At 37.5% G+C, this 23,863-nt stretch carries 20 protein-coding genes and 2 pseudogenes; 7 read left to right on the top strand and 15 right to left on the bottom strand.

What is annotated here, in order from left to right; all coding sequences use genetic code 11:
- Positions 1-167 precede the first annotated feature (167 nt).
- The 7 genes and pseudogenes from LI954_RS16320 to LI954_RS06200 all read right to left on the bottom strand — a co-directional run.
- Positions 168-401: pseudogene (locus tag LI954_RS16320) on the bottom strand (hypothetical protein); the annotation flags it as partial.
- 458 nt (positions 402-859) lie between these two features.
- Entirely contained in the window at positions 860-1,234 is a 375-nt protein-coding gene (locus LI954_RS06225; RefSeq protein ID WP_202064248.1) for a DUF3958 family protein, read from the bottom strand.
- A gap of 352 nt (positions 1,235-1,586) precedes the next feature.
- Positions 1,587-2,114 carry a GNAT family N-acetyltransferase gene (locus tag LI954_RS06220; protein WP_229443975.1) on the bottom strand — a complete coding sequence of 176 codons (528 nt, stop codon included), beginning with the start codon at positions 2,112-2,114 and terminating at the stop codon, positions 1,587-1,589.
- Positions 2,096-2,584 carry a tRNA (adenosine(37)-N6)-threonylcarbamoyltransferase complex ATPase subunit type 1 TsaE gene (tsaE, locus tag LI954_RS06215; protein ID WP_229443974.1) on the bottom strand — a complete coding sequence of 163 codons (489 nt, stop codon included), beginning with the start codon at positions 2,582-2,584 and terminating at the stop codon, positions 2,096-2,098. The genes LI954_RS06220 and tsaE overlap by 19 nt, the downstream gene beginning before the upstream one ends.
- Before the next feature lie 79 nt (positions 2,585-2,663).
- Positions 2,664-3,353, bottom strand: a complete 690-nt coding sequence (locus LI954_RS06210) for an aspartate/glutamate racemase family protein (protein WP_229443973.1) — start codon at positions 3,351-3,353, stop codon at positions 2,664-2,666.
- A 1,465-nt stretch (positions 3,354-4,818) separates the two neighbouring features.
- The gene (gene pta / locus LI954_RS06205; RefSeq protein ID WP_202064239.1) at positions 4,819-5,802 is read right to left on the bottom strand and encodes a phosphate acetyltransferase; all 984 of its coding nucleotides are present in this window, start codon (positions 5,800-5,802) and stop codon (positions 4,819-4,821) included.
- Positions 5,803-5,954: 152 nt separating this feature from the next.
- Positions 5,955-6,638, bottom strand: a complete 684-nt coding sequence (locus LI954_RS06200) for a uracil-DNA glycosylase (RefSeq protein WP_229443972.1) — start codon at positions 6,636-6,638, stop codon at positions 5,955-5,957.
- Between the two features lie 216 nt (positions 6,639-6,854).
- Between LI954_RS06200 and LI954_RS06195 the strand changes: the two genes are divergently transcribed.
- Both LI954_RS06195 and LI954_RS06190 read left to right on the top strand, forming a co-directional pair.
- Positions 6,855-7,724, top strand: coding sequence for a Cof-type HAD-IIB family hydrolase (locus tag LI954_RS06195; protein WP_202064236.1), 870 nt, complete (start codon positions 6,855-6,857; stop codon positions 7,722-7,724).
- Between the two features lie 35 nt (positions 7,725-7,759).
- Positions 7,760-8,287, top strand: coding sequence for an LURP-one-related/scramblase family protein (locus LI954_RS06190; protein WP_202064235.1), 528 nt, complete (start codon positions 7,760-7,762; stop codon positions 8,285-8,287).
- 70 nt (positions 8,288-8,357) lie between these two features.
- On the opposite strand, the gene LI954_RS06185 is transcribed toward LI954_RS06190, so the two are convergent.
- The 5 genes from LI954_RS06185 to LI954_RS06170 form a co-directional block, all read right to left on the bottom strand.
- Entirely contained in the window at positions 8,358-8,924 is a 567-nt protein-coding gene (locus LI954_RS06185) for a GNAT family N-acetyltransferase (protein ID WP_202064229.1), read from the bottom strand.
- A gap of 80 nt (positions 8,925-9,004) precedes the next feature.
- Positions 9,005-9,133, bottom strand: coding sequence for a hypothetical protein (locus LI954_RS16040; protein WP_267491437.1), 129 nt, complete (start codon positions 9,131-9,133; stop codon positions 9,005-9,007).
- 270 nt (positions 9,134-9,403) lie between these two features.
- Positions 9,404-10,807, bottom strand: a complete 1,404-nt coding sequence (gene lacG, locus LI954_RS06180) for a 6-phospho-beta-galactosidase (RefSeq protein WP_229443971.1) — start codon at positions 10,805-10,807, stop codon at positions 9,404-9,406.
- 77 nt (positions 10,808-10,884) lie between these two features.
- The gene (locus LI954_RS06175) at positions 10,885-12,555 is read right to left on the bottom strand and encodes a lactose-specific PTS transporter subunit EIIC (RefSeq protein WP_202064223.1); all 1,671 of its coding nucleotides are present in this window, start codon (positions 12,553-12,555) and stop codon (positions 10,885-10,887) included.
- A 25-nt stretch (positions 12,556-12,580) separates the two neighbouring features.
- The gene (locus LI954_RS06170; RefSeq protein ID WP_202064221.1) at positions 12,581-12,889 is read right to left on the bottom strand and encodes a PTS lactose/cellobiose transporter subunit IIA; all 309 of its coding nucleotides are present in this window, start codon (positions 12,887-12,889) and stop codon (positions 12,581-12,583) included.
- A gap of 194 nt (positions 12,890-13,083) precedes the next feature.
- Here LI954_RS06170 and LI954_RS06165 point away from each other — a divergent pair, with 194 nt between their 5' ends.
- The 5 genes from LI954_RS06165 to lacD are packed head-to-tail and all read left to right on the top strand — an operon-like array spanning position 13,084 to position 16,737.
- Positions 13,084-13,842 carry a DeoR/GlpR family DNA-binding transcription regulator gene (locus LI954_RS06165; RefSeq protein ID WP_202064219.1) on the top strand — a complete coding sequence of 253 codons (759 nt, stop codon included), beginning with the start codon at positions 13,084-13,086 and terminating at the stop codon, positions 13,840-13,842.
- An 11-nt stretch (positions 13,843-13,853) separates the two neighbouring features.
- A complete protein-coding gene (lacA, locus tag LI954_RS06160; protein ID WP_202064217.1) occupies positions 13,854-14,282 on the top strand; it encodes a galactose-6-phosphate isomerase subunit LacA in 429 nt (142 codons plus the stop codon).
- A 12-nt stretch (positions 14,283-14,294) separates the two neighbouring features.
- Entirely contained in the window at positions 14,295-14,813 is a 519-nt protein-coding gene (gene lacB, locus LI954_RS06155; RefSeq protein ID WP_202064209.1) for a galactose-6-phosphate isomerase subunit LacB, read from the top strand.
- An 11-nt stretch (positions 14,814-14,824) separates the two neighbouring features.
- Entirely contained in the window at positions 14,825-15,757 is a 933-nt protein-coding gene (locus tag LI954_RS06150; RefSeq protein ID WP_229443970.1) for a hexose kinase, read from the top strand.
- Positions 15,758-15,768: 11 nt separating this feature from the next.
- Complete coding sequence (gene lacD / locus LI954_RS06145; protein WP_267491436.1) at positions 15,769-16,737, top strand: tagatose-bisphosphate aldolase; 969 nt, start codon at positions 15,769-15,771, stop codon at positions 16,735-16,737.
- An 80-nt stretch (positions 16,738-16,817) separates the two neighbouring features.
- Here the strand turns inward: lacD and LI954_RS06140 are convergent, their stop codons facing one another.
- The 3 genes and pseudogenes from LI954_RS06140 to LI954_RS06130 form a co-directional block, all read right to left on the bottom strand.
- Positions 16,818-18,056 (bottom strand): hemolysin family protein, encoded by a 1,239-nt coding sequence (locus LI954_RS06140; RefSeq protein ID WP_229443969.1) that lies wholly within the window; start codon positions 18,054-18,056, stop codon positions 16,818-16,820.
- A gap of 214 nt (positions 18,057-18,270) precedes the next feature.
- A pseudogene (locus tag LI954_RS06135) lies at positions 18,271-19,413 on the bottom strand (IS3 family transposase).
- An 880-nt stretch (positions 19,414-20,293) separates the two neighbouring features.
- Entirely contained in the window at positions 20,294-23,539 is a 3,246-nt protein-coding gene (locus LI954_RS06130) for a CapA family protein (RefSeq protein WP_229443968.1), read from the bottom strand.
- Positions 23,540-23,863 lie beyond the last annotated feature (324 nt).

Here is a 23,863-nt window from a genome sequence, read left to right as displayed (position 1 = left end):
AATAAGAATAGATTGAACTAAGCAGTTTATTTGGTTATCTAAAAATGCATCCTCTGCCAGATGAAAACAGAGAATGCATTTTATTAATAATTATCTTTATAAGCCAAAGACCCTTTGACGACCTATTGCCAGCTCCTTATATTTTCTCATAATGACCACAGCTGAACTCACTCTGATAATGCTTTTCTTCGTCTCGTTTTGGTTATTTTTCCAAGAGCTTTGGTCAGCTGAAAACTACCAACTATTTGCTCATCAGAAGGAATTCCAAAGCTTAAGCGAAGCTCGCTGTCAAAGAAATTTTTAGTTGTCCGCCAGGCTATATCTATACCTCTTTCCCAAGTCAAAAGCTGAATGTTCTGTATTAATAATGAGGCAGCTGCCCAGGCTGCTTCAAAAGCTTCTTTCTCCTCATACCTTTACTGGACCTGGTTATAGTCATTAAAGCAGGAACACTTTCAAAATAAGTATGTGTTTTCCCTTCCATATTTGTAATCCTTTCAAAATCAAATTTATTCCATAAACCCGTTCTGGAATAACTGCTCAATACTTTTTCTATATATCTTGTGTACTTCCTTCCCAAGAATCAGGTAAACCTTCCAGGGTTATTTTGAAGAATGAAAAGTGCCACAAGAAATTGCCTATAAAATTCTATTGGCGGTTACATCAGGATTTTCATCAAGAAGAAGCTTCTCTGAGGGGGCTTCATGTTCGAATTGTTCTATCTATCGTTCATTCTATTCATTTCCTGCTTTTCAATTGCTTGTCATTCTCAACTTAGAAAGAATATATCAAAATAAAAACAGAGTGTAAAAATCCTTTCTGCTATAACAGTCAGGATTTTTACATTCTGTTTTTTTATTTATTCCCCGTATTCTGCCTCTAATTCAGCAGATAAGCGACTTATCTCATAATATAGCTGATTTTCACGAGCTTCCAGTTCTTCTCCTTTAACATCTAATATCTCTTTTTCAGCTTCAGTCCTCCTGCAAAGACATTCCTGCTCATTTTTTGCTTCTATAAATAATTCATCAAACACCCGCTTTGATCTGCTGTTTTGAAACATCTTTGTCAATTGCTCAAACAGCTGATCTGAATGAGAGAACTGATCCCCATAACTTTTCTGAATGTCAGCTATCTCCTTCTTGCTTCGTGCCACTTTATAATGTTGTGTTGCTACAAAATCTTCTTCCTGCTTCAATTTCAGCAATTCAGTGATTTTTTGCTTGTCTTCCATTCCCTCATCTCCCTTTTCAATTAGCCGCTTCATTTTTAGTTTACTTAATAATAACATAAATATAATTGATTTCATACTTAAAGTTAACAACGGATGCTTTGGAACTGGAGAAGCTTCCCTATATCAATCGTTTGAGAAAATAATAGGTTATTACAATTTTTTATAGTTTATTTTAAAAAAATAAAAAAATACTCATCCTTATAAAATAAGGATGAGCAAGGAGTTAAATGAAAAATAAAAAGGGTTGTTAGTTGTTGTGTCACTATAATACTATCAATAAAATGAAAAAGCAAACAATAACCCTCGAAAATCTCATTTTTTTATTATTTAGATATTTATTCTATTTGATCTCTTAGTCAACCAGAAGAACCATTAAGTGAACATCCAAAAATTCTCCGTCATCTGTCTTTGCGCCTCGAGGCATAATGGTCTCAGTTATAAAACCCATTTTTTCATATAATTGGACAGCACGAATATTTCGATGTTGAACTGTCAATTCCAGTCGTCGAATAATGCCGCCTTCTTTCGCCCAGATAATCAGCTCTTCCATCATCAGACTGCCTAAACCAAATCCCCAGTAATCTTTTAAAATACTGATACCGATTTCACCAATATGTTCCACCCTTTTCTTATCAGAAGCACTCACTGAAGCAGTTCCCACAATCTGATCTCCTAACAGCGCAACCATTAGTATATTATTAGGTGATTCATATAGATCCTCCAAGTTATGCGCCATTTCCTCAACGGTAACTGCCGGACCGTTCCCGTCCATTACCAGAAAAGCTGTTTCCCGACCGACTCTTCCCAACACATCCACCAGCTGCTCAGCATCATCAGGAATAGCTTCTCTCACCGTGATCTCTATTTGTTCTTTATCCATAAATTCTTTCCCGCACTTTCACTGATTCTGCTTAGAAAAGCTTGACCATTACAACCAATCCCATCAATCAAAATCATCCGTTTTTCTTCTTTTGCAGAGTCTTTATTTATTTGAATTCTCAAATACTCATTCGGTAATTCTTCTTTTAACATTTCTCCCCATTCTACGATACTCAGTCCAGAGCCTTCAAAATATTCATCAAGAGCAAGGTCTTCTATTCCACTCTCTACCCGATAAACATCCATATGATAAAGAGGTAGACGCCCATTGAGATATTCTCGTACAATCGTATAAGTAGGACTTTTGATCATTTGAGTAATACCCAACCCCAAAGCAATTCCTTTAGTCAGTGTTGTTTTACCTGCACCCAGATCACCAGATAAAATAATAATATCCCCGGCGTTTGCAGCCCTGCCAATTGTTTTTGCCAGCTCTTCTGTTTCCTGACTGCTGTCCACTATAATTTCCATATAATCACCCTCCCATTGTTCTTCTTTAACTTGATAATGCAAAAGGGCTTATTACTCCCCATAGCAACTACATACAGTGTCAGTTCAACGCATACAATGCTGCACTTTCCGCATGAATCTTTGCGGTATCAAATAGCGGTACATCCGTATCCTCAGACTTTACCAGCAAACCTATTTCTGTACAGCCAAGAATAACACCTTCTGCTCCGGCACTATTCAATTTGGCAATAATCTCCAGATAAATCTTTTTTGATTTTTCAGAAATTATTCCCAGACAAAGCTCTTCAAAAATAATTTGATTGATTTTGTCCATATCCTGCTCTTCCGGAATCAAAACATCTATTCCAAAATCTATTAATTTATTTTTATAAAAATCTTCCTGCATTGTGTATCTGGTTCCAAGAAGCCCAACCTTACAGATATTTTGTTTATTCAGATGCTCAGCCGTTTCTTCAGCAATATGAAGAATTGGAATAGAAAGTGCTGCCTGTATTTCTGGGGCAACTTTGTGCATTGTATTCGTACAAATTACAATAAAATCAGCTCCTGCCTGTTCCAGTTTAACAGCAATTCCAGTTAATACTTCTCCGCTTTTTTTCCAATTTCCCTGGCTTTGATACTGTTCAATTTCAGCAAAATCTACACTGTAAAGCAGACATTCTGCAGAATGGAGACTTCCAGCTTCTTTTTTTACTATCTCATTAATCTGCTGATAATAACTGACAGTGCTCTCCCAGCTCATCCCACCGATAAGTCCAATTGTTTTCATATGAATCGCCCCTTTTTGAGAGTATAGCATACATAAAGCTTCTGAATAAACAGTATTTCATTTGCCACTTAGAAATATTTTCACTAATTCCTCCTGAACTGCTGGTTCCTGTCTCCGGAAACCAAAAAAACACCGAAGCAAAAAATTGTTTCCGTGTTTTTTCTTATAGCTATTCACTTTTGGAGCTCAAACTAGGTTGTTTAAGTACTCCCATCTTTTTATCAGCAATCTACTCGACTATTTTGTTATTAAATATAGTAGGAGTTCCCTTAAAAAGCAACTGACTCTATATACTTCCCCAGTTTTCAAAATACACGACAATTGTTTTTGAATCTCAAAAAAGCAGTATTCACTGATATTCCCGGATAAATTCTGTTGTCTGCAGCAGATACCCAAGTAAAAGACACATTTATTCTACTACCATATTTTAAACAGGAACAGCAATATCCCTCATAAAAAAAGAAAATTCTAATAAATCATTCTTGGAATGAATTGATCCGTTTAACCCGCTATAAAAAGCTGTTAATCAGGTAAAAATTCAACTCTCTCAAGCAAACTTAGTTCACTACCGGATAAATAAAAAAATCAAATTAGTAAAATAAATACCTCTTTTTTGATTTACCAAACTTTTTAGACCGGCTTTTGATAATAAAAGAGTCACAGCTTATACTGAATAACTTTCTATCCACTCCAATAAGTATAATCCCTTTAATTTCTAAAAAGGGAATGTGACATAAGTATGTCTGAGATTCCTAAAACCAAATAAACGGTGTTCCGAATCCCCTCTCTATGCTTCGAGGACGGAACGAAGTCCTTCAATTCTTAGTGGCTAATTGATGAGATCGAAACAAAGTGTAGTGTAGTGAGAACCGAAGACGCAGAAAAACGGATACAGCGTAATGTTTTGTCTTGAGAATCGTTAGACTCGTAGAGACAGCAGTTCTTCTACACTCTGCTACGCATACAGTTCTACTACATCAAATGAGCTAGTTTCATTCAAGGAATACTTATCGAAACTACGCGTACCATTCTGCTAAAGTACGAATATAAGCAGAAGTGGTAAAGTAGAACTAGCACTTGTCGGTCCTAATCTGTGCCGAGTAATCGCAGGCAACATCTCGGAAATAAGGAAGAACGTTACTGAAAATATAAGCAGCTTCAGGGAGGTATCAAGGAACACTAGTCATAAAATGACTAGTGTTCTTTGTCAATTTCCATATATTCCGACTTAGTGTCATAAATCACTACGATTGACCTGTCAGAGTAGATGATGCATGATACCTACTTGATTCTTGAAGGGGAACACTTCTGCTCCTGCGGTTACTCGTCGCAGTTAAGTTCGTGTACATGCTCCTGCGGTGTTACTCGTCGCATGGAGAAGCTTTGTCACAACCTCTTTTAACTACCTGAGAGAAGTATTTATCTCTTACTTTCAAACGTAATAGAAACTTTTTTAGCTCAGATTTTATTTATCCATTAATGCTTGAGCAGCTGTAATAATAGACAATTTATAAATGTCTTCTTCATTAGCCCCACGGGATAAATCTGATACAGGTTTATTCAACCCTTGTAAAATTGGACCAATCGCTTCAAAATTACCCAAACGTTGAGCAATTTTATACCCGATATTTCCAGATTGTATTTCCGGGAATACAAACACTGTTGCTTTTCCAGCAACATTTGAATTTGGTGCTTTTAATTGTGCAACAGAAGCTACATAAGATGCATCAAACTGTAATTCCCCATCAATTTCATATTCAGGAGCCATCTGCTGGGCAATTTTAGTTGCTTCCACCACTTTGTCAACTTCTGGAGATTTCGCAGAGCCTTTAGTTGAAAAGCTCATCATGGCAACTTTTGGTTCAATATCAAATAATTCAGCTGTTCTTGCACTGTCTACAGCAATTTCAGCCAGTTCCTGTGCTGTAGGGTTCACATTGATGGCACAGTCAGCAAAAATATATTTTTCCTGATCACGACCGCGAACCATAATCATTGCACCACTTGTACGGCTGATGCCTGGTTTTGTTTTAATGATTTGCAGTGCCGGACGTACAGTATCTCCCGTTGAATGAATAGCTCCACTGACCATTCCGTCAGCCAGTCCCATATATGTCAGCATTGTACCAAAATAATTCACATCTTTCAGAATCTTTTCAGCATCTTCCTTACTAACTTTTCCTTTACGACGCTCAACAAATACCTCTACCATCTCATCCCATTTATCATAAGTATCAGGATCAATAATTGTGAAATTGGATGTTTTAATCCCGCGGGCATGAGCAGCTTCAACAATTTCTTCCGGATTGCCAATCAAAATCGGTTCCATTAATTCTTCCGCTTTCAATCTAGCAGCTGCTCCTAAAATACGTGAATCAGTCGCTTCTGGAAAGACGATTTTGATATTCCTACGAACAATTTTAAATTTTAAGTTATCGAATAATTCCACGATATACCCTCCAATATTATTTTTACAGAATTAATCATACACCATAATGAAAGAAAATAACAGTTTTTTCTTGCTGTACTAATGGAAAACTCCTATTCTGATAACATTTTCACAAACCTAGGAATTCTATACTATAACAGTTACTCGCTGTTTTAAGACACTGTTTCAGGAAGCTGCCAGTTAATTGGCTCTTCCCCCAGAGCTAGTAAGGCATCATTTGTCTTCGAAAACGGCTTTGAACCAAAGAACCCGCGATGAGCTGATAAGGGACTTGGGTGCGGTGCTGTAATAATCACATGCTTACTGGTATCTATCATTCGTGATTTTTCCTGTGCCGGCTTTCCCCATAAGATAAACACAATTGGTTTTTCCCGCTCATTCAGTTTCTGGATGACTGCATCCGTCAACTTCTCCCAGCCCTGTCCGCGGTGTGAGTAGGCTTGTCCGGCCCGTACAGTCAACACAGCATTCAACAGTAGAACGCCCTGCTTCGCCCAACTTTCCAGAAACCCATGGCTAGCAGGTGTATATCCTAAATCATCCTGAAGCTCTTTATAGATATTTACAAGAGAGGGCGGTGTTTTAATTCCAGGTTGAACGGAAAAACTCAATCCATGAGCTTGATTCGGTCCATGATAGGGGTCCTGTCCCAGAATAACGACTTTAACCTCTTCATAAGGGGTTAGTTCCAATGCTGAATAAATGTGATACATATCCGGATAAATTACCTGAGAAGCATATTCTGTTTTCAAAAACTCTCTCAGTTCGCTGTAATAAGGCTGATTAAATTCATCTTCCAGCATCTCCTGCCAGCTGTTATGAATAATTGTCTTCATCTGATGTCACTCCCTGTTTGTTTTTTCTCAGCACACCGTTCATTTTTTTAATCGATTTTCAAAAAATATATATAAAGCTGAGAATAGCGTTATTCCTTTACCTATTAAGCATATCTGACTTTTTTCCAACATTCAAGGGAATTTTATTATAACGGTAAAATCGAAAACATGGTAAACTATACATAAGTAAAATGAATAATGAGGTGGAAATAATTTATGATTAAGTTGATTGCATCAGATATGGATGGGACACTATTAGATTCAAGAATGGCTATTTCAGAAGACAATGCTTCTGCTATTCGGGAAGCAGCTCGTCAGGGAATCGAATTTATGGTCGCAACAGGCCGGGCCTACGCAGAGGCAAAACCTCCATTGGATGATGCCGGAATCGAGTGTGCAATGATCACTTTAAATGGTGCTCAAGTTTTTGATAAAACAGGAAGATCAATTTTTACTTCCGGGATTGAAAAAGATACGGTCTATGAAATCCTTGACTTACTGGACCAAACAGAGATTTATTATGAAATTTCAACAAATGAAGGAATTATTTCTGAAAGACAGGAAAAAAGAATTGAGAATTTTGCGGCTCACATCGCCGATACAATGCCTCATCTTACCTATAAAGTAGCAATTGCCATGGCAGCAGCTCACCTGTCTTTATTGGAAATTACTTATGTAGACAGTATCCGTGAAGCGATTAAAAAAGAAGACATTCAGGTTCTGAAGATTATTGGCTTTAGTATTGAAGGACCAAAAGTTTTAGGTCCTGTCGGTCTAAAAATTGAAAAGCTGCCGGATATTGTCATTACTTCCTCCGCGCAGAATAATATTGAAGTGAATCATAAAAATGCACAAAAAGGAATCGCTGTTGCCAATATTGCTAAAAAGCATGGTATTGACGCCGAAGAAGTTATGGCCATTGGAGACAACTTTAATGATGTCAGTATGCTTCAATGGGCGGGTGTCAGTTTTGCAATGGGTAATGCTGAAGTTGAAGTGAAAGACTACGCAAAATATACTACATCAACAAACTTGGAAAATGGAGTCGGAGAGGCAATTTTACAGGCGATTCGTGAAGACTTGTAACACTTGTCGATGAATCTGAAAAGAGGTGGAGCTTCGTGTCTGAATATTTTATTCAGGAAAAACAATTAAGTAATGTGACTCGGACTCTTGTGAAAGACGAAAATGGAAAATCTTTATTTTTGCTGGTGGGACGTTGGGGAACTCGCGGAGATGCTCTTTCTCTTTATGCCATGAATGGTGAACTGGTTGCCAGCATCAAACAGCTTTCTCTTTTTTTCGGTACTCGTTTCGATATCTATAAAGGCTTTGAAAAAGTCGGCACGTTAAAAAAAATATTAAACCTTTCAACTGATTTTTATTATATTAACCAGCTTCGCTGGACGGTGATCGGTGATATCCGAAATCATTACTATACGATTCATCATAATAATCACAAGATTATGGAAATGAGCAAAGCAACACTGTTTTCCGGAAATTATTTTTGTCTGGAAGTGGAAAATGATGAGGATGCTCCCTTATGTATTTGTATTGCTGCAGTGCTGGATTACTGGCTGTATAACAAGAAGAAATGCAGCAGCAGAAACAGACAGATGATGATTGACTGGGAAGATGGTGCTTGTTAAGAAAAGTAAAGAGGTTGTACCAAACACTCATGAGTGTTTGGTACAACCTCTTTACTTTTAAAATGAAATTTCAATCAATTCTTTTTTGCATATGATCATAGAGATGTCCGCTGATCATTCTCTCTTCAACTACTTTGAACCCTTTACGCTCATATAGCCTCTTTGCTTTAGGATTCATTTTGTCCACACTGAGACCAATAATCTTTTTACCGTTTTGTTCAGCCATCTTGGGCAGTGCTTCCAGCAATTTTGAACCAATTCCGAAACCGCGGTATTTTTCACTGACAGAAATTGTATCCAAATACCATTCACCCGGCAAGGTTTCCACATCTACAAAAAGTTGAGTATTCTCATTAAAACCAAATTTTTTCAATATTTGAGCCAGCGGTTTATCAATAACTGGTTCATCTTCGGCCGGATAACCAAATGCAATACCGGCAACTTCTCCATTCTGTTCGTACACCAGACCACGCGTATATCCATATCGATAGACCGGATCTGCAATAGCTTCTTCAAGTATTGCTAAAATTGTTTCTTCTGAAGCCGCATCCAAGATAGGCAGCTCCATATCCTTTAAAATAACAAGAATGAGTGGAGCAATTGCTGCTCCGTCTTCTTTTTTTGCAAAACGAATCATCAAATCCCCTCACTTTCTAAAATGAGTGTATCACGTTTTCCAAAACATTTCATTGACAGTCTCCGGAATTTTTTCTTTTTTCAACGTTCACATTTTTCCAAAGGACAAGTGTGTTGCTTCTCGTGAGAATTTATATCGCATTTCTTAACAGCTTCTCTAATACCAGTATTTTCTCCAGCAAGAATCGCTACTTCGTAATCTTCTTCCAACTACTTCATTCCCTTAGCTATCCCATGATATTTTTTTAATACTCCTTTTCATAGTCTGACTGCTTGAGAAAGTCTGTGCTTCTTACATTTTCCTTCATTTATCCTCTTGCTTAGTATGACAGATGATTGGTCCATAGTTGAGTGCTTTTTTGCATTCCATTCTGTAGTGCATTATAGGTGCCATTCATATATATCACACCCTCTTTTCATAGTTGAAAAAGACACCGAGACAGATTTCATTAGTGAAATCCATCTCAGCATCTTTTTAATTTATATCAGTTCTTTTTTGTCTGCTATTTCCTTATACCAGTAGGCACTTTTTTTAGGATAGCGCTGTTGTGTTTCAAAATCTACATAAAACAGACCATAACGTTTATTATATCCGTTTGTCCAGGAGAAGACATCCATCAGAGACCAGATAAAATAGCCCTGGACATTTACTCCCCGCTCTACTGCATCTAGGATTGCCTCTAGGTGCTGACGTACATAATCAATCCGTCCCACATCCTGAACGGTTCCATTCACCAAAATATCCTTATCACCCATCCCATTTTCTGTCACATAAATTTTCTTATAGTTCGGGTAAGTTTCCTTTACATTCAGCAGCATGTCCAGCAGCCCTTGTGGGTAAATCGGCCAGTCCCAATCTGTTGTAGGTATTTCCACATTGTTAACACGTTCGCCGATACCTTTTAAAGCAAAGATGCTGCTGCCTTTCTCACCTGTACCATTATGATGAATCTGACTCTCGCCTTCATATGCTTTTAAGAAATGGCTGGCATAATAATTAATCCCCAGAAAGTCAATCTTCTCAGCAGCGTAAGCCAAAAGTTCAAATTCCTCTGGTCTTGTTTCCAGTTTTCCATTATTTTGTTCCAAAATATCTTGAATCACACACATCACATCTGCCGAATATCTGCCCATAAAGGTTGCATCCAGCAGGAATCTATTGGCCAGTATGTGTTCTCTCTCAGCAGCATCTCTATTTTCAGGAGTATCAGTGATTGGATATTTTGATTCCAGAATATGAACAATTCCAATTTCTCCTGCATACTTGTTTTCTTTAAAAGTTTTCACAATTCTTGCATGAGCCACCATCATGTTATGCATAGACTGTACAGCTTTTGGAATGTCATACTGAATATTTGGCGGAAAATGACCAATAATATATTGACCGGCAACGACTGACCACGGCTCATTAATCGTAATCCAATAGCTGACTTTTCCGCCGTATTCCTCGAAACAGAATTCAGCAAATGCTACAAATGCATCCAGCATCTCCTGAGCCAGCCAGTCTCCTTGCTTATATAAAGGATAAGGGGTATCAAAATGATGCAGCGTTACAAAAGGCTCTACTCCGTTTTCCAAACAGGCATCAATCAGCTTATGATAATAGTCCACACCAGATTGGCTGATTTTCCCTGTTCCCTCTGGAAAAATTCTGGTCCATGCAATCGAAATACGAATACCGTTTATCCCAAAAGCATGCGCCTGTTTCAAATCCTCTTCATATTTATGATAAAAATCACTGGCAGTATTCGGATTAAAGGTCCCTTGTTCTTTCAGATAGTCATCCCAATAAGTTTTCCCTTTACCGCCTGTCTGCGTTGCTCCTTCCGCCTGATAAGCAGCAGTTGCTGCACCAAAGATAAATTGTTTTGGGAATTTTTGCATAATTTCCTCCTTGAATTTTTTTAGAGTCAGCTGTTTTCCCTCACCCTTTCCAGGAAAATGCTTTCTTCTTTTTACAGCTAAGCCAGATTTTCAAACACAAAATTCACAGCCTGTTCCGGCGTTCTGGCTAAAGCCACATATTCTGCACCAGATGTTGATGCTGCCTTCGTATGATAATTCTTCACATCTTCCTGAAGCTCACCCAGCATGGAAGCCATCTGAGGAGCTAAAATGATTAAGTCAAATTCACTGATTAAATCCTTATGCTGACCATAAGCCATCGCAGTGGAATCCAGCAGAATATTTTTCTCCTTTGCACCCTTTTTAATTGCATTTGCCAGCATGGCACTGGTCGCACCATTCGCACACAAAACTAAAATCTTTTTCTCTGTCGTCGTTTCTGCCATAGCTTCAGCCGCAGCTGCAGTAACTTGCTTTGCTTCCACTGCTTCCAGCTTTTCTTCAACTACTTCATTTTCCTGATTACGTTCTTTTTCCAACAGTTCGTTGTCATAAACTTTGAAGAACGGAAAATAAACAGCAAAATCTACCACCAGTAATACCAGCATTAAAATAATTGCCTGCAACGCAAAGCCAGTTCCCATAATCAATCCAATAGGCCCTGGTGTTGTCCACGGGAGATTATAAATAAAGCCATTCATACCTAGAACATCTACAAAAAATTTGAAGAGCCAAACATTCAAAATCGGTGTTAAAATAAACGGAATAAAGAAAATCGGGTTCAATACAATCGGTGCTCCAAACAGCATTGGTTCATTTACACCAAACAAAACCGGAACAGATGATGCACGTCCAATTGTTTTTAATTGCTTCGATTTGGCCAGAAAAGCAAACATTAGTGTAATAACCAGAGTTGCTCCGGTTCCACCCAATGTTGCAACGAAATATTGAGTACCCTGTGCCAAAATACGGGAGGCGTGCTCCCCATTTTGATAAAGCTGCAGATTTGTTTCTACATTCGTAATGTAAATCGCAGCAACAGCCGGTTCAACAATAGACGGTCCATGAATCCCAACAAACCAGAAAAATGCCATCGCACCGAAAATCAGAGCCAAGCCAAAATACCCATCCGCCGCACTAAAGATCGGCTGGAACAACTCAATAATTTTTTCAGAGAAATTTGTTCCAACCAAGCTTCTGAATCCTAAGTCAAATAACCAAAAAAAGACTGCAGATAAAGAAATAGGAATCAGATCTTTGAATGTCTGAGAAATATTTCCGGGAACCTCTTCAGGCATTTTTACAGTGATGTTATTCTTGACACAGAAGCGGTAAATATTAGGTACAACAAAACCTACCACAAACGCTGACAACAGTCCTTTCGTCCCCATATAGCCAGTCGCCAGGCCTCCGTCCAGCGGATCTACACCAATTAGTAAAAATGAAATAATAGCTGCAACCATTGTCGATACATTATTAATCTGATTTGTTTTCGGTAGTTTGCTGTTAAAATTGTCTGTTAAGCTCTTTGCAACTGTTGCCGACATCAGCAAACCCAGAATTCCCATTGAATAGTTGTAGGCTTTCATAATCGCTTCTTCTACTCCAGAACTCCAATAAAAATTAAAAATATTCGGTACATATGCAACTAAAAGAAAAATACTGGAAAACAATATTACCGGAATCAAACTGATAAACCCATCTCTGATTGCCCGTAAATAAGGATTATTTGAAATTTTCTCAAATGTCGGTTTCATTTTTTCAATTCGCGAAACTAATGCATTCATTGCTAAATTCCCCCTTTTTCTCCATTTATTTTTTATAAATATTGAATAGATGCTTGATCGTATCCTTCAACAACATGGTTGTCATCAAATGGTCCTGCGCATGAACCATAATAAAACCTACTTCAATCGATTCACCCCGTGCTTCAGCAGCCAGCATCTGAGTCTGTGACTTGTGCGCTTCAACTAAGCTAGTGTTTGCTTCCTCCACTAAACGATCAGCAACATCAAAATTTCCTTTTTCTGCTTCACCTAAAGCTTCAATTAATTTGGATCGTGCTTCTCCGGCAAATGCGACAACTTCAAAACCAATCATTGCAACTTCTTCTTTGTTCATAACTAAGTCCTCTCTCCTTTGTTCGAATTTGTTTTATTTTGTTCTTCACAAACAAATGATATACCGCTTTCATATAGATGTCAATCAAAAATAATAAAAAAACAAAAGATATTAGCATTGACAGAATTGATTTTTGATGATAAGTTCTATTTAAACATAAACGAACATTTAAAAACAAAAAGGAGGAGCAAAGCTTGATCAAAGAAGAACGTCAAAAAGCTCTTTTAGCTTTTTTAGATAAACAGGAATTTGTCAAAGTCAGTGATATCACTGAAAAGATCAAGGTAACTGAAATGACAGTCCGAAGAGATTTAAAAGAGTTAGAGAAGCAAGGCAAGCTGATTCGTGTTCACGGCGGTGCAAAAGCAATGAATAAAAAGGAATTAAGCTTCTTTGAACTGAGTCACATTGAAAAGAAAAATATTCATTTGAAAGAAAAAGAAGAAGTTGCAAAGAAAATTGCCGAGCAGATTAAAACCGGAGATACAGTTTTTTTAGGTCCTGGGACAACCATCGAGCTGGTTTATGATTACTTAACCTGTGATTTCGCCAAATTTGTGACAAACTCTATTCACGTATTTGATAAATTCAAAAATGACAATCGGTTTGAACTGATTTTAATCGGCGGCTCTTACCGCTCAAAGACCGGCGCTTTTGTAGGAACCATTGCCAATGATACAGTTGCCAGCATTCAGGTACACAAAGCATTTATTGGTGTCAATGGTATCTTAAATGATGCGGTTACAAACTCAAATGAAGACGAGGGTGTCACTCAGAGAATCATTCTGCAAAGTGCACATAAAAAATATATTATTGCCGATCATTTCAAATTGGACAGACAGGATTTTTACAAATTTTATTCTCTGTCAAAAGCAGATTACCTAATTACGGACAGCAGTATTTCAGATGAGTTATCAGCTAAATACGGAGAAATTATTAAAATTATTCATTAGGAGGAACAGATATGCAAGTAATACTGGGTGCAGATAGAGACGGACAGCAAATGAAACATATGATTTTGACTTATCTGCAGGAAAAAGGATTTGATGTATTGGACACAACAGCCGATGACTCTGTAGACTTTGTTGAATCGACAGAACGAGTGGTTGAAAAAATCAGAGAACAGGAAGATGCATTTGGTATCTTATTTGACCGCTACGGAGCCGGCAGTTTTATTGCTGCAACCAAGCATAATGGTATCATTGCTGCTGAAGTGTCAGATGAACGCTCAGCCTATATGACACGGGAACATAACAATTCCCGTATTATTACGATTGGCAGCGGCATTGTTGGTGAGGATCTTGCCAGAAATATTGTTTATGCGTTTCTGACTTCTCACTATGAAGGCGGACGTCATCAAATTCGTGTAGATATGCTTAATGAAATGTTTTAGGAGGAGAATGGAATGAAAATAGCTATAGGCTGCGATCATATTGTAACAGATACAAAAATTGCGGTTTCCGACTTCTTAAAAAGTCAGGGACATGAAGTACTGGATGTTGGAACCTATGATTTTTCAAGAACTCACTACCCGATTTACGGACGCAAAGTAGGCTTGTTGGTCTCAAGCGGGCGAGCGGATCTTGGAGTAACCATTTGCGGAACAGGAGTCGGCATTACAAATGCTGTCAACAAAGTCCCTGGTATTCGTGCGGCACTGGTCAGAGATATGACAACTGCTGTATATGCCAAGCAAGAGCTTAATGCCAATGTCATTGCATTTGGCGGAAAAATTGCCGGAGAACTTTTAATCTGTGATATTATTCAGGAATTTTTAAAGACAGATTATCAGCCTACTCCTGAAAATAAAAAATTGATTGAACGAATCAAAGAGATTGAAACAAAAAATGCAGATAAAATCAGCGATGAACATCTTTTTGACGAATTTCTGGAAAAATGGGACCGTGGAGAATATACAGATTAGGAGTCGGACAAATGATTTTAACAGTCACACTTAATCCATCTATTGATATTTCTTATTTTGTTGATCATTTTCAACTGGATACCGTTAATAGAACAACCAAAATAACTAAAACACCCGGCGGAAAAGGACTGAATGTTACCAGAGTCCTAAAGCAGATGAACATCCCTGTTCTCGCGACCGGCTTTATCGGCGGCCATATTGGCGAACTCTTAAAAGAAGGATTGGACTATGCAAAAATTCAACATTCTTTTTCACCAATTAAAGGCGAAACCCGCGACTGTATTGCCATATTATCAGAGAATAAGCAAACAGAAGTTTTGGAAGCCGGTCCTACCATCTCAGAAGAAGAAATCAGTGCTTTTCTTGAGCATTTTTCTGTATTGATTAAAGATACAGAGTTAATTACGATTTCAGGAAGTTTGCCTGAAGGATTTTCTCCGGATTTTTATCAGCAATTATTAGCACTGGCTGCAAAAGAAAAGCGCCCAGTGCTGCTTGATACTTCCGGAAACTATATGTACCATGCACTTGCAGGAAAACATAAGCCTTTTCTAATTAAACCAAACCATCATGAAATTGCTGAATTTCTACAAAAAAAGGCAAGCAAGGATATCGAAGTACTGAGAGATTATCTGAACGATCCATTATTTGACGACATTGAATATATCATTGTCACACTTGGCAGCGAAGGAGCCTTGATCAAGAATAAAGAAACGCTTTTTAAAGCTTCTCTGCCGAAAATTGATGTCGTCAGTCCGGTTGGCTCAGGCGATGCTTCCCTTGCAGGAATTGCTGCTGCTCTCTTCAAACAACAGGACTTGGAAACTGCCATAAAAACCTCAATGACAGCTGGTCTGCTAAATACGCTGGAAGCTCAGACTGGCTCTATCAATATAAAAAAATTCGATGATTATTTCAAACAAATACACATAAAAGAACTCTAGGAGGAAACACATTGACTTATTCAAAAGAAAAACAGGCTGCCATGGATAGACTGGCAAATAAGGATGGTATCATCGCAGCACTGGCAATTGACCAACGCGGTGCCCTGAAAAAAATGATGACAGCTTTTCAGCCCTCAGCTGAAGCTGAAGAAATCGAAACATTTAAAGCTCTCGTTTCAGAAGAGTTAACTCCCTATGCTTCTTCTATTTTGCTGGACCCCGAATATGGTTTGCCTGCAAGTAAAGTACGATATAATGAAGCTGGACTTCTTCTGGCTTATGAAAAAACAGGGTATGACAGTTCTGTCAAAGGACGCTTTCCTGATTTACTTGATCACTGGTCCGTTCGCCGGCTAAAAGAAGCTGGTGCGGACGCCTGCAAATTTTTGCTATATTATGATGTGGATGAAAATAATGAAATTAACGATCGAAAAAAAGCATTTGTTGAACGCATTGCTTCTGAATGTGTTGCAGAAGATCTCCCTTTCTTTCTTGAACTGGTTTCTTATGATGACAGCATTGCAGATCCCAAATCCAGAGAATATGCACAGGTTAAACCTCATAAAGTCATCGAAATGATGAAAGTCTTCGCTGAACCTCAGTATCATGTGGATGTTCTCAAAGTCGAAGTACCTGTTAATATGAATTTTGTTGAGGGCTTCGGAGAAGATGCTGTTCACAGTAAAAAAGAAGCTCAGAACTATTTTATTGAACAGAGTAAAGCAACCAACCTGCCGTTTATTTTCCTAAGTGCAGGTGTCTCTGCAGACTTATTCAAGGAGACTCTACGTTTTGCCAAGGAAGCAGGCTCGACCTTTAATGGCGTTCTCTGCGGACGGGCTACCTGGGCCAATGGTGTGGAACCATTCATTAAAAATGGAGAAGCAACTGCCAGAGAATGGCTGCAAACGCAAGGGCGACAAAACATAGAAGAATTAAATGATGTATTGAAAGAAACTGCAACTCCCTATAAAGACTGATGAATGTAAAAGCTAAAACTGGCAGCTCCAATTTTGTATCGGAGCCGCCAGTCTTAGCTTTTTACTGCTATTTCATTTTTTTAAAGTATCTTGGTAATCAGCACTTCATCCACTCGATGATCCTGCATTTTCTTAATCTCGAGATTCAGTGAACCAATCCTCAGCTTTTCTCCTGCCACAGGCACATGCCCCAGTGTAGACATGATATATCCCCCCAGCGTTGATGAAGAGGTATCATTTTCAATATCGAAGAGCTCTTCCAAGACATCAAATTCAGCTGATCCCTTTACCAAGTATTGCTTTTCATTCAGTTTTTTAAATTCAGTCTGTCTGTCATCAAATTCATCCCAAATCTCACCAACCAGTTCTTCAACCACGTCTTCCAATGTAACCAGACCTTCTGTTCCGCCATATTCATCAACAACAATTGCAATATGGCATTGGTCAATCTGAAACTTTTTCATCAACTCTGAAATACGCATACTTTTCGGAATATACAGTACCGGCTTTACAACCTCAGCAAGTTTCTTCTCTCCAACCAGTACATCATAGTAAAAGTCTTTTTGGTTTAGCACGCCAGTTACTTCATCGATGGACTGTTCATAGTAAGGCAGTCGAGATAACCCTGTTTCCCGAAAAATATCAGAAATCTCTTCCAGCGTTTTTTTATTATTGACTGAAACAATCTCCAATCGGGGAGTAAAAATATCCTGCACTTCCAAATCATTAAATTCCACAACATTTTTTATCAAAATCTCGTCTTCTTCATCTATAGAACCTTCTTGAGCAGCCTCTTCAACCAAAGTCAGCAACTCCTCCTCAGTAATGGAAGGACCCATATTTTTTCCGGGAAGCAAGACTATCAACAGCTTTTTAATTTCTGAAAAAAACAGAGTCAACGGATATAAAATTATCGTCAGGACCTTAAGCTGTCGTGCAAACAGAACAGCAAAATATTCAGGAGATTCTTTTGCTATCGTCTTTGGAAAAATTTCTGCAAAAGTCAGTACAACAATAGTCATGACGACCGTTGACAGCATCACACCGATATTTCCAAAATAGGCCACAAACAGTAATGTCGCAATTGAGGAGCTGGCAATATTTACAATATTATTTCCAATCAGAACTGCCGAAAAAAAGCAATCAAAATCATTAAGCAGTTCCAGCACAACCATCGCTCGTTTATCTCCTGCTTCAGCCATCTTCATAATTCTTTTTCTGTTTAGCGAAGAATAAGCCGTTTCACTTGAAGAAAAGAAAGCCGAAAGCAATAACAATATAAACAGTACAGGCAGCAAGGTACCTATCTGAGGGTCCATAAAATGTCATCATCCTTTTTTCATTTTATTCTATTATAGCGGAGTCTCAGACCATTCGTCTATACTACAAGGTAAACTAATCAATTCGTTAAAAATCGAAAGGTCAACCCTTTTCTTGACAATTTTATAAGGTGTCTATTTTCAGCTTGTATTCTTACTCGATTGACCTCAATAATAAGCCTCCTTGGATAGGAGGAGTCCCGGCAAAAGCTAATTATGAACCATTAAGCTGCCTCATCGCTATCATATCCGAACGAATCATCAAGGTTTCCACCCCGCCAATCTCAGATTTAGATAGCCTTGCTGGTATCTCGTAACTTAATGTTCCATGCAATCTCAGATAATTCCAATTGCAGTTACCGAAGACTCTCAAACTGATGCGGTTGAACTAATTCTGCTTTTTCATCGATTTGTACGATAATTCTGTTGCTGCGTTATCATAAGGACAATCTTTTTTACTTAATGAGTGCTCGATTTCAAAATTGGTCAGCAGCTCGATGATAGTTTGTTTGTCAAACTCCTTTCCTCACTCAGTATGAATGAGTCCCGCTTCTGTTAGTGGTTGCTTAATTTGATGAAATGCTTATTGAACCAGTTTCACATCTTTATATTTTTCAATTGAACAGCCAAATATCGCTTGATTGAACAGGTCTATTATTATGCAAACATAATACTTGCTGTTTCCTACTTATATATAGGTGAAATCAGTCACAATGGCTTCCAGTAGTTTTTTTTAATTCTCAATTGAGAATATTTTCTCAGCCGACTCATCACTTTTTGTCGCATGTTCCCTACAGGGTACGGTTGTGTAACTTGACTGTAACCCACAGTGTTTCATAATCTGATTCATTTTTTCGTTGGCTCAGTTAAATGCCCTAGTTAAGCAGTGCCTATTTGATTTTTCTTGTACCATATACTTTCCAACTTTTCATAAATTCTTCCGTTACAGCTTCTTCCAGTGCTGCTTCGTCCTTTTTTGGTTTTACTTTATAATAATAAGTTTGGCGGGAGAGCCCTAAAATATTGCACATCACCAATGCAGAATATTTATGCTTATTACGTGTAATCACTTCTCTTTTTGTCCAAATATCAGCACCGCTTGCTTTAAACTATCATTTTCTATTTTCAGCTGCTGATTCTTTTTACGTAGAGCCGCTAATTCCTTTTGTTCAGGAGTCAGATTGTCTTTCTCTTTAAATGACTTAGTCAAAGCAGCCTGTCTCACCCATTTATCAAAGGAGGATGGCGTAAGTTCATATGCTCGGATAATCTCTGCTCGAGATTTTCCAGCTTGATACAAATCAACCATTTGTTGTTTAAATTCTTGAGTATAGGTTCTCCGTGCTCTTCTTGACATAATACTGTCCCTCCTAGTGTGTTTTCTTTTAGTTTGCACACTTTATTTTTTTATCTACTGTATTGACCGAATTATAAATTATAATAAAATATAGTCTATAAATGATGTTTAATGATAGAAAATTTTAACTTGTATACTTCAAAACCAAGAACGAACAGCTTCAAAAACAGCTGGAGATCCGCCAACACGTTTCCAAATAGAAGCGTTTGTATCGAGAATCGAACAAAGTAAGACTCGCAGATACAAGGATTTTCTACTGATGCAGGAACCTCTAGTGGGATGGTATGCGAACCGACAATCTGAGGAATGTGTATACATTCAATCACTTTTTGGAGGTAGCTGCCAGTCTCACTAAGATAAATAAACTAGTGAGATGGTAGGCAATACTCTGATAGAGATACATGGGTTAAAATTTAGATCCTTATCAGGAGTTTGCTCCTACGCTTCTTCAAATGCTCGTCGCATGTCTCAGGAACATGGAGGACATGCTATATGCGCAGCCTCGATAAATATTCCTTGAATAGAGGCTCGCCTCATCTAGGAGCATTAGCAGGATGGTATGCAATGCTCTGATTGAAATAGATGTGCACCCATTTATGTTCATAACTAAGAGATTGCTAGTAGACGAAGCTCTGATATACATTTGTCAAAATTCACCCAATTCTAAATGAAGACGCCATTTAGAATTGAAGGTCTCTGTTACAATCATCGATACATAGGGAAGCTTTGGAATGCTGTTTATTCAGTTTTTTAATTTGATACAGCGCCTTTCCTTTCATTCTATATCTTCTTTATGTATAGAAGATATTATTGTATGTTCCTATAATTTTGTACATAAATACTATCGTTAACAATAAAACAAAGATACACCTGTTTCACTCTAAAAAGATAATTTTTTTATTTCATCTGCTACTTTATAAAATTTACTGGAAGCTGACCCCTTGACAAAAACTAAAGAATTATCTGTTAAATATGGTTGAACATGTTCTGCCAACAGGTTCTTATCCGCGACCCATTGTGCATCAGGCAATTCTTCCGCTATTTTTTTGAATGCCTCGCCCCATAAGAAAATTTGAGTTGCTTTACAGTCAGCTAACTCTTCTTTCAACTGATAATGCTGATCAAAACTATAATCACCTAATTCTGCTACTTCACCAAGAACCAACAGATTACTTCCACTATAAAACTGTTGTCTTTCTTTAAATGCTCGTATACCATTTTTTACGGCAAGTATAGAACTGTTATGACTGTCATCAATCAAAGTAAACTGCTTGCCATTATATTTGACTACAACCTCTTCCAAATTACGTGGCAAATTATTTTTCGTCTCCAATAAATGAACATATTTATTTACATCGTAACCAAGTGTGTCTAAAGTAAGCAAAGAGGCCATTACATTTTGAATCTGTCCATCACTGAAAGCAGCCATCGAAAATCGTTGTATTTTTCTATTTAAAGAAAGGATTACTTCCGTATGATCTTTTCCAACCTTTTTCTCAACCAAATAACAGTCCGCCTGCTCATTAATTAGGCTATATGATTTTATTGTTAAAGCTTGACGTCTTGCCTGTCTCAAAAATTTCCAAAGATATTTTTCTTCTATATCCCCATTGATAATAGCTGTACCGCCATTTTTAACACTAGTGAAAATTTCCGATTTTAAAGAAAGGTTACGATCGATTCCGTATTTAGAGTGAGCCATTCCAAAAGAGGTTAAAATTGCCACATCACTTCTATAACGATACCCCTCATTACCGTATGCCAAACGATTCATCCCTCCAACAGCAATTTCAAAAATTGCCTTAGCCGGCTGTCGACTCAGCGCCAGAGCAAGTCTTAAATTTGCAAAATGTAAATTTGAATTTTTAGTATTGCTTAATGGTGATTCCTCTGCTAATAGTTGTTCCAAAAGTAGTCTTACTGAAGTTTTTCCCACACTCCCCGTAATAGTGATCATTTGTCCCTGATAGGCTTCTACGATACAATCTGCTAGTAATGAGGCTGCAGCTAAAGTATTCGAAACAATAAACTGCGGCACCTTTCCTCTATACTCCTCAATTGGTGTATCGGTAAGAATCAAGCCTATTTTTTCCGGACATCCCACTTCTATTAATTTTTTATTGCGATGAGCAGGAAACCATTTTTCATCATGATACAAAGCCTTCATGTCCTTAGTACTTAGAGAAACAAAAAGTGCCTGTTCGCAAGAAACAGTTTTGAGATCCTCTTCAAAAATTGTTATATAATCAAAGGTGCCTGCTGGCAGATACCCATCTAAAAAAGAGCCGGATATATTCTTTTTTAACCAATTTGCATTTACTTGGTGATTTTCCTGTTCATGAGAAGCAGCATTGATTTTTACAGGATAGTAGAGGTGTCCAGCTTCATCAAATTGAGGAGCTTCCAGTAAAGATGAATTATCTAATTTTCCGATATCTTCTATTACCTGGTTCTGAGTTGCTTTTTCAACAAAATATGGTTGCCAAAAATTAGCTAAATTATAATTCCAGAAAGGATACACCCGAATCAGTTGATCTGTTAAATGCCAGTTAAGAAAATAGCTATAGGGTAAATTTCCTGGTTTTGACAATTCTTTCCCGTCACTATTAAAAACACCATTTCCTAAACTATAAAATACTAAAGTTCCATCTATTATTTCAACCGGTTGAATTTTATGTGGACCACTTCCAATAATTAAATCAGCTCCCGCTGAAACTAATCGTTTCGCCAAATTCTTTTGTCGCTGCGCTAAATTTCTAAAATCCTCTCCCCAATGAGCCAATACAATAGTAAACACTTCTGAATTCTCTTCTTTAAATGCTCTAATAGCTTCTAACAATACCCCATCCAAGGAAGCAACTCCCGATCGATTTGTTGCATAAAAATCAAAATACCGATCCCTGCCTTTTCGATACCAATAACCTGAAAAAATTGCTATTTTTTGATTATCATGACGAAGAAGAATCGGCTTCACCGCCTCCTTGAGATTTCTTCCTGCCCCCACTGTTGCAATCCCATTCTGATTAAATGCTTTGATCGTCTCCAACAATGCTTCATCCCCATAATCTTTCGCATGATTATTTCCGAGATTTGCTAAATGAATATGCCTTTTTTTCAGTTCATTGATCGTTTGTTGTTTATCGCCACCTAAATAAAAAATCTTTCTTTTATTAAAGCACTCCTCTTCTGGTTGAATCAAGACACCTTCATATGTAATTATGTTATAGTCATTTGCAGATAATTTTTCACCAATTTTTTGAAAAGAATACCCATATCCATATTTCTGTAAAGCATCCGTACGTTTCTTCCTTTTGCGCACTTCTGTCTGAAACTCACCAAAATATGTGTCTGCTAAAAAATTAATGATCGGTTTAGACAACACTATTTCTTTAGGTGAACAGGTTTCTTCAATAAACGGTAAGTAAGCAGTCTCAGAGGTATGTGTATAGTTTGTACCATTGATTACCAATGAACAATACAGCTCATTATCAATTTCTTTAAATATCATACAATCGTTTTGATTCGTTCCCCAAAAAATACTAGCAAGTACGTCTCCTTTTAAATCAGCTTCTGACTGCGGATAATATACCTCAGTTCCAATCACATGTATGCGGTTTCTAATATAGGCGAAGCTGTTTCTTGCTAAATTCAGATAAGCAGAAGCAATTTTGAAATAATCAAATAGATTAGACTTTTGCTTTTCTACTAAACGACCTGTTAAAGAAGTACGGGAAATACGAGAAATATTCAACTTAATTCCCAATTCATCAATCTTCTTTCTCGCCCCTTTTTGTCCGCCATATATTTCCATCAAAGCAACTAGACAATCTGGTGCATTCAAAGAGACTGCCTGATTCAATACATCAATCAACAGACGCTCTTCTCCTTTATGAGCATTGGTGGAACGTAAAGATTTTTGTTCACGTTCTACTCTCTCTGGAAAAATAATCGTTTGTTCTGGTGAAAGTTTGTTCTCTTGCAAATCAATTAAAATACTTAAGTACAACAGCAAATGTGATGTTCCATAAGGTGACGATCTATTCCCAGCCGGTCGTTTATTCAATAAACTTGTGTTAGAAAATGCTAGACATGCAATATTTTGTGTATTATTCTTTAAATCTGTCATATACATTCTTTCCTCTCGGCTTCTATATGTCTTTGGTTAATTTAAGTAAAAAGACCTCAACTACATAAAAATTCTAATTGATTATTGTACACTACCTTAATATAAATAAAACTCAGGGACCTAGAGCGCTTTCCTTCGGTTATTTATCAATCATATAAAGAAAATTCCACTACATTCCAAGCCACCTTGCAATGCACTATACTATACTTCGCTTGCTTTGTTCCAAGAAAGAGATTTTTTTGATTTTCTCCTCTATCAGGAACTAACTGAATGTAGATAAGCTGTTGAATGAGAAAATAATCATTTCTTAAATAGGGTTAATAC

This window comes from Enterococcus sp. CWB-B31 (genome assembly GCF_020567645.1).
Classification (GTDB): Bacteria; Bacillota; Bacilli; order Lactobacillales; family Enterococcaceae; genus Enterococcus_L.
Note: the sequence above shows the minus strand (reverse complement) of the source record. Positions and strands in the feature narration are given on the sequence as shown.